The following is an 11,949-nucleotide window of genomic DNA, read 5'->3' on the forward strand; positions in this document are numbered from 1 at the left end:
GAATACCTACAGTTTCCGGCTTGAGACCGTCGGCCTCAAGCCTCGCCTGGAAGACGACGGCTCGGTCTCCCTTTTCTCAGGCGATCAAGACGAGCCGCAGATCGTGATCCCCGCCCCCTGTATGTGGGACTCGCGCGACAGCGGGACTGGTCCTGCGTTTACCGATCGCGTCCACTATGAGCTTGTGGAGGACGGCGATGCGTGGAGACTCGACGTTGTCGCCGATCGTTCGTGGCTAAATGATCCACAAAGAGTCTACCCCGTCTATATCGATCCCACGCTTTATGCCGAGGGCGCGCCGCTTGATACCTATGTCTCCAACCGGCCCGGCTTCGCGAGCACCAACTACTCCGGCTCCAACTCCATCTGGCTAAACTCCAACAACCCGGCAGCTAACTGGACAGAGTACGGCCTCATCAAGCTGCCCGCCTCACTCGTAAGCGACCTCGCGGCCAAGAAGGCGACCGGTTATGAGCCGCTTTATGGCATTATTTGGCTCTTCCACGCGAGCACGGGCGTGCACGGTGAAGTCACCGCGAAGCGATGCACGGAAAACGTCGATATCACCAAAGTCACATGGAACAACCGCCCTGGGACCGCACCGATACCAAGCAACAGCCCTGGTTGGCTTGATGAGCAATGGTGGACCGGACAGGACATCACCTCCGCGCTGCAGTACTGGCAGCAGGAGGGCACGAGCCAGTGCACAGTGCAGCTCGAGGCGAGCCCGGGTGCGCACTTCGCGTTCAAGTCCGTGGAGCGCAACCAGGAAAAGCCGCTCATTTCTATTTACTACGCCAAGCCTCCCCAGGTCACACTGGCGGCGTCCTTGACCACCGAGACGATCCTTCCTCAGGTCAGGTGGAGCTATACGAGCGAGGACGCTCAGACGGACTGGGAGATCCAAGTCGCCGAGTCTCCTTCGGGCGCGCCCGTATCGACCATGTCCGGTTTCGGCTCCGCCGCCACACACAACCTCACGCCGCCGACCGGCGGGTGGAAGTACGCGTCCCCGTACTTCGTCAGAGCGCGCGCGGCGTGGCGCGCGGATATCAACTTCATCGGAGTCTGGTCAGAATGGACCGATTGGCGGCAGTTCACACCGGTGCTGCCAACTGCGAGTACGGGCGCTACGAGTGAGTGGTTTACCGAGTCCGACAGTGAAGGTGACGGGCTATCCGATGTGCGCAACGATAGCGCGGACCGCGGCAGGGGATGGGTGAATCTCTCATGGCCCGCATGCACGGCCGCTTCCAGCTACCAGATCTACCTCTACGATGGCTATGCGTACCGCCAGGTAGCTTCCGTGACGGCTCCGGCCACGAGTTGGAGCACGCAGGGCAAGGGCCTGTTCCCCTCGGACTCCAAGATCGCCAGTCTGCCGGAGAGTACCACCGCCAATCAGTTCGGACTAGCCGGGGGGCTTGATCTTCGCGATGACCCGCGACCGTTTTACGCCAAGATGTCCGGAACCGCGATGAACGGCCTTGCGGCTTACTCTTTCAAGGTACTTCCGCACGGCACGCCCACCCCTGTCTCCCTGGGAAGCATTCCTGAAGTGCGCGTGTCGTTGGAAAATCGCACGGTCCGGGTCGATCAACTGCCGTCGGATACGGTCTATGAGATGGGCGAGCTCGCCGGGCATGATGCGCGCGCGATCCTTGATGAGGGCATGCTCTCGCTCTCGGTGACGGACCTCGCGATCGAATCGCACGGTCCATCAGCTCGCCTTAGCAGGCATTACGATTCTGGTTCCGTCGAATCCGGCTACTTCGGTCCGGGGTGGCGCTTCAACTTCGAGCAGAGCATCGAGGTAAGCGCCGGCGTCGCGGAGTACGTCGATGAGACGGGTGAGGTCTTCCGGTTCCACCTGCGAAACGGCACCTACGTGCCGCCCGAAGGCTACTACACGGAGCTCTCACGGGTGACGGTGGGAGCCGGGCTCGGGTGGCGTTTGGCGTTCAAGGACGGTGCCGCCAAGCTCTTCGATCAGAGCGGCTCCCTTGTCGAGGAGCGTGACCGGAACGGTAACGCGGTCTCCTATGACAGGAGTGTGCCTGGGAAGCTGTCCATCTGGGCCGCGAACGGGCAAAAGATCGTGGTCGGCTTCGAGGGCGATCGCGTGACGGGCGCCGAGTACACGACGAGCGCCGGCACGAGGTCCGTGACGTACACGCCGGTCTCAACGCAAACACCCTCAACGCTGGTAAACTCTTGCATATACTACCCAAGCACCCCGGAAAGCCGGACTGTCCAGTACTCTTACGCAAACACGCCGCTTGCGCCCGGTGCCTTCTACCTTGCCGGCCTGGCTGTCGTCGAGGTTCCCGGGGCGTCGTGGACGTTTCAAGCGACGCCGAGGCTTGCCGGCTGGGCCGCCGGCACACTGCAACTCGGGGAGATCGTCTGGGCGGCAGGTCGAAGTGCGACGGTCACGCGCTTTGGCGCTGGGGGCTCTTCGGCCACCTTCGAGAGTATCGAGTGGAACCCCACGGGCACGGCGGCGCGGCGCTCTTCTCCCCGCTACGCCGGAGATCCTTCCCGCTGGACTTCGTATGGGTACGGTCCTGACGGAGCGATGGCGTATAAGGTCGATCCCAGAGGCGGTATGCGGACGTGGGCTTACGACGCCCGCGGCAACGTCACCTCGGATACCGACGAGGACGGGGCGTCAACGAGGTACACATACGGGACTTCCGGCGGCTCAAAAGACCGTGTCGTAGAGGAGAGGGCAGCCTCCGGCTCGACGACCTACCGCACGTATGACAGCGTAGGGAATGTGCTTGTGGAAGAACAGGTGCTCAATGTCGGCGGTCAGCGGGCTCGCACCAAGTGGACTTACGATACGCAGGGGCGGGGGCTGGTCACCGTTGAGGAGCGCACGATAAACTCCACCGAGACGGCGATCACGGCCTTTGGAAACTTCGCGCCATGCGGCGAGGCCCAGTTGACATCTCACATCGGCGTGGTGCTCTCATCAGGGTCTCCGACGACGACCGTAACCCAGCTCACATCCTATGACGCGTTCGGGAATGTGCTTTCTCGTACTGACGGCACGGGAACCACCATCGAGACGAATCTCTTCTCACCCGCGGGGCGGCTTATCCGTTCGACGGACGCCTCAGGAGCCGCGCAGGTAAACGTGTACGATCCGCTCGGGCGCGTGATTGAGTCATACCGCGAAGCCGCCGGGCAGCGGATCGGCCGGGTTGTCAACACCTACGACGGACTCGGGCATCTGACCCGCGAGGAACATCATGCCGGCGGCACCGCAGTCATCACGGTGACCCACACGACCGACCCGCGCGGCTGGGTGACCGAATCCGCACACTCGGTTTCAGGCACCACGACGCGTCGCTACGACGCGGCAGGCAAAGTCATCGCCGAGTGGGCTGCCGATGTGGCGCCTGACAAGCGCGGGACCGACCAGCTTGCGGCGACCCGCACACGCTATGACGAGCTCGGCCGTGTGATCGGCGTCATCGCCCCGGGCAATCCTGAAGAGAGGGCCGATACCACCACCTATTCGCCCGGAGGCAGGGTCCTTCGCACCACCGCCGCCGACGGCGTATGGGCGCGCTTCCTCTATGACGCGGCGGGCAACTGCGTGCAGGAGATACGTCCGTCCGAAGGCGTGAACCGCACGGTCACCGACACCTTCGCCTACGACCTTGCCGGCAGGCTTATCACAAGCGTGAGGGCCGCGGGCACGGAGGAGCAGGCCTCGACGAGCTTCGCGTACGATCTGCTCGGACGCCAGGTCTCAGCGCAGCTCGGAAATCCTTCCAGCAAGGTGTACAACACGCTTTCGCAGGAGCTTTCCGCAACCGACTTTGACGGCATCGTGACGACACGCGTGTATGACAGGGCGGGGCGCGTGCTATCTGAGCGCGTCGGCGGCAGGACGACTGTGACCTCTTATGACGGCTGCGGGCGCGTCATCACCTCGACCGACCCGGCCGGGAGGCGTGTGGGCTACGCCTACGACGACTTCGGACGGGTGTCTGCCGAGACGCACTTCACCGAAAGAGGCGTGCAGCTCAAGAGAATCGAGACCACCTATGACGCGCTCTCACGTCCGGTGCAGGTCAGGCAGTTGCCCGCAGACGTCAAGACCGCCTACTTCTACGCGACTTCTGCCAACAAGGTCTCAACGGCGACCGTCGAACACACCGGGCTCACCACCACGATCGCCTACGATAACGACGGGCGCGAGTCGTCTCGCAGTGTGACCGGCTCAGGAGTCAGCCTCTCCGGGGCGGTGACCGCACGCGACGCGGAAGGCAGGCGGACCGCTTGGAGGGTCGGCTTACAGAACGCCAGCGCCGCCTACGATGCGGCAGGCAAGCTTGCCTCACAGACCGCGCCGGGGATTGCCGCCAGCTACACCTATGACGCGGGGACCGGCCGCAAGACAGGCGAGAGCGTCACAGCGGCGGGCATCTTATCTTCATCCACCTACACCTACACCGCCGCGGGGCGTCTTTCTGGTGCGCTCACCGGCGCCACGCAGCGCACTTACGAGTTCGACACGCGCGGCAACCTTGCGACCGCCACGGTGGCCGGTGCTCAAACCACGTTTTCCGTCGATTCCAACGACCGGCTGAGCTCATCGACCGACAGCAGCGGGAAGAACACATATGCCCACGACACGCTCGGACGGCGCACCTCGCAGAGCACAGGCGGGGTCACGACGACGTTTGGCTGGGACGGCGCGAGCCGCCTTACCACTTGGACGCGCGGCGCGAACAATGCCGCCTCCTACACTTACGATGCCGCAGGCCAGCGCACGCGCGCTGTCGTTAGGCTTGCTGTCGATAAGCTTGGTAGCACGACAACCACCACGACCTACACCTACGACGGCATCACGCTGCGTTCGCTTGACGCGACGCTCTCCGGCGGGACGACGTACGCGGTTGCCTACCTCTACGACGAGGACGCGCGCCCCTATGCCGGGGTCTATACCTCCGGAACGGCCGCTCCCGTAACCTTCCTCATCTCCACGACCGACCGGGGTGACGTCGTCGCGCTCACCAACACCGCAGGCGCGCCCTTCGCCCGCTATACCTACGACCCTTACGGGCGCGTGCTCACGGCGACGTCGAATGAGGTGACCGGCATCACCTTGGCCACCGCCTCCGCGATCCGTGACCGCCAGCCGCTTCGCTACGCGGGTTATGTTTACGACGCGCACTCGGCCACCTACTACCTCTCGCAGCGCCACTACGACCCGGCCACGATGCGCTTCCTTTCGAAGGACCCCGCGCGCGACGACGGTGAGGAGAGCGCCTACCAGTACTGCGCGGGAGACCCGGTGGGCAAGGTGGACCCGACTGGGGAAGCGGCTATACTTCTCGCAGCACCGGTGGTCGTTGCTGGAGTGGGAACTGTCAAGCTGAGTGCAATAGTGGCCGCTGTTGGCAAGGTTACCGTGGCACTTGTCGGAACACTGGGTGTCGCCTGGGCTGTGAAGCAGTATCGTGGTTGGTACTTCTCAAGTAAGCACATTGACGGTTGGGAAGTTGAAGTCAAGCCTGCGGGACACCATGGCAAGCCCCATGCGCACTGGAGGAAGAAGGGCAAGGAGTCGGGCGCTGTCAAGAAGGACGGAAGTCAACATCACAAAGGGAAGTCCACAAAGCCACCAACCAAGGGCATCAGGGACTACCTGAAGAGGAGAGGATTCAAGGTGTAGTCATGCGCATTCAGATGAGCGATGAGAACTTTGGTCGGGTACAGCAGCGGTATAGACCCTCAACCAACGCCAAGATCGAGATAAATGTGAATGGCCTTGGTGTCTGGGTCGTTGCCAACGCAGAAGGATACAAGGCGTTGGCGAGATGCTGTCTCCTTATGGCACATCCTGAACTCAAGGGGGATTCTACTCCGTATAGCTTTGCCTCGCAGCTTGCTGATTCAGAGATGTCGGCTGAGGGCAGGCTTCTTCAATCCTTCTGGGGCATTGGGGCCGAGGCGGATTACTTTCAGGACTTGGTGTTGGTGCGATCAGATGTGATTGGCCCCGAGTACTGGGATGAAAGGGAGCGCACTGGCAACAGTCCACTCACCCAGGCGTTTGTGATTCGGGAACTTCACGGTCTAAACTGGCTGGAAACCGCCTCTCGGGCCGAAGTGGTTGATGCTTTCGGGACACCTAGGCGTGTAGTTGGAGATGAGGAAACGTACTGGTACTCAGAGGAGCTTGTTCTTGAAGTCGAATATCGGCCAGACGGGGGCGTGCACATCTACGGGCTGGCTCTCGCAAGTGATGCGACTTGAGTGCCGACTACCTACGACGGCACCACGCTGCCCTCGCCTCACCGGAGCGCTCTCATCAGAATGACCCACTTGATCTCGAATCTGGTTCCTACGGGGTTCGCAAGTAAGTTCGCTAGCTAGCTCTCCAAGTTATCTGGCAGGACCCTTGAATAGCAGGGGAGAGTGGAAGAATAACGGATGCATCTGCATGGCAACTCAAGCGTTGACGCGATATCCAGATGATGTTAGTGTGTGCTAACTACTTTAGTTGGTATTAGCGAATAATCATCTATCAAAGGGATAGGAGCACGATTATGTCACTCGGAGATGTACCCATCGCGACCCCGTGCCTCCTCGGCGATCCGCGGTTTGGGCCAGATTGGAAGCGGTACGCCGCTGTCGGCATCAAGCAGGGAGCGGTGGCCCAAGTTCTCGCGCGTTACCCGGTTGCCGAGCCAACGTTCGCCGAAGTGGAGATCGAGGGCACGCAGCTCGTGACGGTCCCTATTTCGCTTGCTCGGTCGGTCGGAGTCGAGCTCATTGACGATGGAGAGGTAGCGCCATGACAGTCGCGATTGTGGGAGGGCTAGATCGCCTTGCTCCGCGCTACGCCGCTCTTGCAAAAGAGCACGAGGGCCTTGAGATCAGAGTTTTCAGCCGCTATAAGCCCTCTTTGCAGAAGCGCATAGCGACAGCTGACGGAGTCGTGCTCTGCACGGACCTCATATCACACCGCGCCGCCCGAGAGGTCTACCGCCTCGCGCGCGCGGACGGGGTCGCGCTCGCGTGTTCGCATCGGTCGAGTGTCTCGGCGGTTCGCCAGGCGATTGAGACGCTGACCCGCGGGTGCGGATGCGAGATGCCCTGTCCGGGGTGCAAAGGTGATTGCGGTTGCGCGGGCAGCTCCATGCGAACCTGAGCTCTGCGACTAAAAAGGGGCAACCAAGGCAACTCAAATGGTTGTATCCTAGGCTCTAAAACCGTATGGTAGCACCGTGTTGTACCCGCGGTAGAGAGTGCGGAAGGCTTATCGAGTGAGCTGCTATGTGATTGGTGCGGGCAAGACCCGCTTCGGGCCGTCGAGTCATGCGATACCGAGGCTCGCCCAGGAGGCCATTCTCGGTGCGCTTGATGATGCCGGTCTGTCGATCGAGGGTATAGGCGCGTTTGTGGTTGCAAACTTCCTCGGCGGGCCGAACGAATCCCAGCTTCATCTCAACGCAGTGATTGCGGGCTTGTTTCCCGGGGTGCGTCGGCCTGGTTGGCGAGTTGAGGCGGCATGTGCTTCGGGGGGAGCCGCAGTGCATCAGGCGGTTCACCTGCTCGGCGCGTACGATCCCATTCTTGTCGTCGGGGTTGAGCGGCTGTCAGGTTGCCCAGGCGCGGAGCTGACGCGCAACATCGGCATGGCGGGGGACGTTATTCTCGACCAGCTTCAGGGTCTCAATTTCCCCGCGACCTATGCCCTTGTCGCCCAGCGTCATATGCAGCGCTATGGTACCTGCACGAAGGATTTTGAGCAGATCAGCCTGAAGAACCACGCGAACGCTCAACTCAACCCGTTGGCACATTTCTATCACAAATGTGTGAGCCAGGCCGATATCGATCGCGGTGCGACAGTGGCAGCACCGTTGCGACTGTTTGACTGTTGTCCGGTTTCAGACGGCGCTTCTGCGGTGATTCTTTCGGCCGAGCGGAAGGACAGCCGTAGCGTTCCGCTGATCGGCACTGGTTTGAGCACCGACGTTATATCCCTGGCGCAGCGCGATGACCACACTACGTTTGCAAGTGCGCGCGATGCGACGCGAATTGCATATGCGCAGGCGGGAATTGTGGCCTCGGACATCGATTTCGCCGAGGTTCACGATTGCTTTACGATCGCCGAGATAGTGGCCATGGAGGACCTAGGCCTGGCCGCACCCGGGGAGGCCGTCGACCTGATACGAGCTGGTCAGACCGGCATAGACGGCGAGATCCCCGTCAATCCGAGCGGAGGCCTGAAAGCGGGCGGGCATGCCATAAGCGCTACCGGTGTCAGCCAGGTTTACGAGGCGTGCCAGCAACTCCGCGGCGAAGCTGGCGAGCGACAGGTTCCAAACCCACGCCTTGCCGTGACCCATAACGTCGGAGGCGTCGGCGGAACCTGCGCCGTGCAGGTACTGGGGCGGCCCTCATGATCATGCGGTTATGTTCGGGTTGTGGACTCAAGTATGCGTATTCCGTCGATGAGTGCACCGTTTGCAGGGCCGCTGTCGCTGAGTCCGAAGGTGGACGTGATGGCGAGATCGTTGCGATTACCGAAGTAGCAGCTCCATCACTGGGTCACGAGGACGTGCCGTACTGGTGCGCTCTCGTGTCACTCGTCGATGGAGGCTATGCGGTAGTGAAACGTGATATCCCTGCGCAGGTCGGCGATGCCGTGCGGCTTGGAGTGGGAAAGGTTGCGACACCGCATCATATCGGTGTCGTTGGTTCTGGAGTGATGGCCACAGGTCTCGTTGAGTTGTTTCTCGCGAGGAGCCAGACGGTGGTGTGGGTCGCCCGCTCACTGGAGCGCCTGGAAAGAGCCAAGGCCAAAGTCGACTCACGCCTGGTGCGCATCATGGATCAGGAGCAGCTCGAAGCGGCGCAAGCAATGTTGACACTGTCGGATGATATGGCATCACTGGCCGAGTGCGATCTGGTCATCGAGGCTGTGGTGGAGGAGGTCGAGCCGAAGCTCGCGGTACTTCGTGGCATTGAGCAGACTGTTTCTTCCGATTGCCTCGTTGTCACTAACACATCATCGCTTCCCCTTGACGTTCTCGCGAGAGGACTTGGGCGTCCGGAGCGCTTTGGCGGCATGCACTTTTTCAATCCGCCGATGCGCATGCGCTTGGTTGAGATCATCCGTGCGCCAGAGACAAGCGATGAGATCGACAAGCGAATGTTTGAACTGAGCCTCTCGCTCGGCAAGATACCGGTCAGGGTCTCCAACAGCCCCGGGTTCGTCGTCAACAGGGTGCTGATGCCACTGCTAAATGAGGCGGTCCGTACTCTTGAAGACGGTGTTGCCCCCGCGGAGGACATCGATGAAGCCATAAGGCTCGGCCTGAATCACCCGATGGGCCCCCTTGCTCTTGCCGATTTGATCGGGCTGGATGTCGTTGTCAACATCATGGATGACCTGCATGGCCGACTCGGAGACAAAGCTTATGCGCCTCGCCCGTTACTCAGGCAACTGGTCGAGGATGGCAAGCTTGGGCGTAAAGCGGGAGCGGGATTCTACGACTACGCGCCGCCTTCAGGCTCGTAAGAACGGCGAAGCGAAGAGCGCAACCCCTTGTGCTTATATCTTGAAGTGAATATTGCGCTTGTGTAGCCAGCCGGCCACACAGAACCACAAGGTCACTTCAGCGGCCGAGAAGAACATCGACGCAGCCGCAGCGGGTATATACTCCGACAGCCAGAGCCCGGCGCCAGGGAAGAAGCCGGTTGCCCGTCCGACCACCAGGAGCACATTCGAGCAGATGTAGATGAAAAGAGCGCTCATTCCCATCGGAACGAGCCATTCGAATGGCTTTCGGTAGCGCATGAGGTCGGCGATCCAGTACAGTCCGACCAGGGCAATCGTGGCGATACCCGAGGAGAGCAGCACGAAGGTGGGGGTCCAGAGCTGTTTGTTGATGGGTAGTATGGCCGCCCCGAGAATCCCCATCAGCACCCACGCTGCGCCGATCATTGCAAGCTGCAACGTTCGCTTTTTGTCGCGGGCGAAAGTCAGGAGCCACTGACCCACAAAGAGCCCTAACAGCGCCTGCGCGCCTGAGCTGAGCGTTCCGAGCACGCCCTCGGGATCGTAGCCTCTCCCAAGATAGGTGTGACTGAGGCCCAGCACGGCACGATCGATCCAGGCCGCGATGTTGTCAGTCGGCGACTCTAGATAACCTGCAACCCCTCCGGGTGGAGCGACGAGCAGCAAAATTGCGCCGTGCGCAAGCAAAAGAGCTGCCGCCACGGCGAGCACTACTCGCTTTCGCGAGCGAGTAAAAGGCCAGGCGATGAGCAAAGACAGGGCGATGCGCTGAAGTACTCCCATGTAGCGCAGTGGCGCGAACAACAGCGCGCCTTCGGCCATGCGCACACTATATTTCATGAAGTTCAGTGCCAGTCCGATCCCGAACAGGGTCGCTATTCGCTGGAAAAACCTCGGCGATGCGGCCCAAATGGAGAAAGTCTGCTTGGCGCTGACCGAGTATGCCAGGGAGACGCCTGCCAGGAATATGAACGCAGGAAATACGAAGTCCGGGAGCCGGAAGCCATGCCACTGTGGGTGCACGAGGAACTCAGGCAGCGCTACAAGGATCATCGGATGGCCCATGAAGATCATGAGCGCAACGACGATGGCGCGTGCGGCATCGAGTGAGATTACGCGCTCCCTGCTGGGCGCGGAAGATGTGGCTGTGGCAACTGGCGGCATGACTGTCGCTTTCATATCGGGCCCCATTCGGTTGGGCGGATGATATCATAGCCCGATGATCCGGACAGTACCCAGACTTAGCCATCTGTTTAGGCGGCCACTTGTTTCCGTGGGCGCCATTTTAGTGGTTGCGGCCACTGTGGCCGCTGTGATCTGGTGGATTACCGCGCCTGGCCCTGTGGTCGAACCACCACTGGCGTCAGAAGTCGCCATAATCGTGAGCCCGCATCCGGATGACGAAACATACGCCATGGGACAGACCATCGCCACGCAGACATTGGCGGGCAGGCGCGTCATTGCCGTGCTGATCACCGATGGCGAGAGTAGCGCTCTTGTGGACAGGTGGGCTCAGTCCAGCGGCCGTGATGTCAATGCGGACGGAGTCATCGACAAATGGGATTTTGCTCTTGTGCGGCGTGAAGAGTTCCGCGCAGCGATGCATACTCTCGGCGTTGATGAGCTGATATTCATGGGCAGAGCGGACTCAAAAGGGGAGCGTGGATTTGCCGACGCTGCGGTGGATGCCGCCGAGATCGAGGAGATGCTCCGGCCAATCGCGCGTGAGCACCCTGGGGCTACCTGGCTTACAACGGCGAAGTATGCGTCCGATAACATGCGCCGAGGCGATTATCTCGATCATCCCGATCACGCGGAGACGACCGATGCGGTTGTTGCGGTCGCCGAGGCAAGCGGTGGTGCCGTCTATACATTCAAGGTGTACGTCTACTATCTTCCCGAGAGGGATCGGGATGCTCCGCTACGGGTCCGGGGATCTCCCCGCGCTTTGGCCATGAAGCGAGAGGCGATCGGCGCTTACTCTGAAATCGGGATGCTTAGCACGCCTGAGCTTTTTGAGGCCTCGCGCCTGGATGTGTACGAGTACATGGTCCCAATTCCGGAGTGACGCCCGCTCGCCTTTCGCTTGACCCGTCCCCCTCAGGCGAGTAACATAATTCGGCACGGCCAGGTAGCTCAGTTGGTAGAGCAGCGGACTGAAAATCCGCGTGTCGGCGGTTCAAGTCCGCCTCTGGCCACCACAGCAACTTTTCTGCAGGCTCGTTGCCTGGAGTTGTCGGCGTCAAACGGCGCAGCTCATCGCGCCTGGCGCGCCCGGCGCTTCCAGGTGGGTCTCGGACGGCGGCAAGTCGTGAACCTGGTCAGATCCGGGAGGAAGCAGCCATAAGCGGCCTCTGTCGGGTGTCCGGGATCCACCTGGGAGCGCCAAAGCGGTA

8 protein-coding genes, 1 tRNA gene and 1 other RNA gene are annotated in these 11,949 nt (G+C 61.2%); 9 read left to right on the forward strand and 1 reads right to left on the reverse strand.

Features of this window, described 5'->3' with window-relative positions; genetic code table 11:
* The 6 genes from KGZ89_08990 to KGZ89_09015 form a co-directional block, all read left to right on the forward strand.
* Positions 1-5,695 (forward strand): RHS repeat protein (locus tag KGZ89_08990; protein MBS3974986.1); only part of this gene is annotated, 5,695 nt, incomplete at its 5' end.
* A gap of 2 nt (positions 5,696-5,697) precedes the next feature.
* Positions 5,698-6,279, forward strand: coding sequence for a hypothetical protein (locus KGZ89_08995; protein MBS3974987.1), 582 nt, complete (start codon positions 5,698-5,700; stop codon positions 6,277-6,279).
* A gap of 293 nt (positions 6,280-6,572) precedes the next feature.
* On the forward strand, positions 6,573-6,824 hold the full coding sequence (locus KGZ89_09000) for a hypothetical protein (GenBank protein ID MBS3974988.1): 252 nt from the start codon (positions 6,573-6,575) through the stop codon (positions 6,822-6,824).
* Positions 6,821-7,177 (forward strand): DUF2325 domain-containing protein, encoded by a 357-nt coding sequence (locus KGZ89_09005; protein MBS3974989.1) that lies wholly within the window; start codon positions 6,821-6,823, stop codon positions 7,175-7,177. The genes KGZ89_09000 and KGZ89_09005 overlap by 4 nt, the downstream gene beginning before the upstream one ends.
* A gap of 115 nt (positions 7,178-7,292) precedes the next feature.
* A complete protein-coding gene (locus tag KGZ89_09010; protein ID MBS3974990.1) occupies positions 7,293-8,435 on the forward strand; it encodes a thiolase domain-containing protein in 1,143 nt (380 codons plus the stop codon).
* The gene (locus tag KGZ89_09015; protein ID MBS3974991.1) at positions 8,432-9,553 is read left to right on the forward strand and encodes a 3-hydroxyacyl-CoA dehydrogenase family protein; all 1,122 of its coding nucleotides are present in this window, start codon (positions 8,432-8,434) and stop codon (positions 9,551-9,553) included. The genes KGZ89_09010 and KGZ89_09015 overlap by 4 nt, the downstream gene beginning before the upstream one ends.
* Before the next feature lie 33 nt (positions 9,554-9,586).
* On the opposite strand, the gene KGZ89_09020 is transcribed toward KGZ89_09015, so the two are convergent.
* The gene (locus KGZ89_09020) at positions 9,587-10,732 is read right to left on the reverse strand and encodes a DUF1624 domain-containing protein (GenBank protein ID MBS3974992.1); all 1,146 of its coding nucleotides are present in this window, start codon (positions 10,730-10,732) and stop codon (positions 9,587-9,589) included.
* A 94-nt stretch (positions 10,733-10,826) separates the two neighbouring features.
* Here KGZ89_09020 and KGZ89_09025 point away from each other — a divergent pair, with 94 nt between their 5' ends.
* The 3 genes from KGZ89_09025 to ffs all read left to right on the forward strand — a co-directional run bounded on the left by KGZ89_09025 (position 10,827) and on the right by ffs (position 11,934).
* Positions 10,827-11,621, forward strand: coding sequence for a PIG-L family deacetylase (locus KGZ89_09025; protein ID MBS3974993.1), 795 nt, complete (start codon positions 10,827-10,829; stop codon positions 11,619-11,621).
* Between the two features lie 57 nt (positions 11,622-11,678).
* Positions 11,679-11,754 (forward strand) — tRNA-Phe (locus KGZ89_09030).
* 84 nt (positions 11,755-11,838) lie between these two features.
* Positions 11,839-11,934: signal recognition particle sRNA small type (ffs, locus tag KGZ89_09035), an RNA gene on the forward strand.
* Positions 11,935-11,949 lie beyond the last annotated feature (15 nt).

The organism is Actinomycetota bacterium, from assembly GCA_018334075.1.
Classification (GTDB): Bacteria; Actinomycetota; Coriobacteriia; order Anaerosomatales; family UBA912; genus JAGXSC01.

Excerpts from the sequence above, each read along its gene's own strand:
- KGZ89_09005 (MBS3974989.1), top strand. The coding sequence starts at position 6,821 with ATGACAGTCGCGATTGTGGGAGGGCTAGATCGCCTTGCTCCGCGCTAC.
- KGZ89_08995 (MBS3974987.1), top strand. The coding sequence starts at position 5,698 with ATGCGCATTCAGATGAGCGATGAGAACTTTGGTCGGGTACAGCAGCGG.
- KGZ89_09000 (MBS3974988.1), top strand. The coding sequence starts at position 6,573 with ATGTCACTCGGAGATGTACCCATCGCGACCCCGTGCCTCCTCGGCGAT.
- KGZ89_09020 (MBS3974992.1), bottom strand. The coding sequence starts at position 10,732 with ATGAAAGCGACAGTCATGCCGCCAGTTGCCACAGCCACATCTTCCGCG.
- KGZ89_09015 (MBS3974991.1), top strand. The coding sequence starts at position 8,432 with ATGATCATGCGGTTATGTTCGGGTTGTGGACTCAAGTATGCGTATTCC.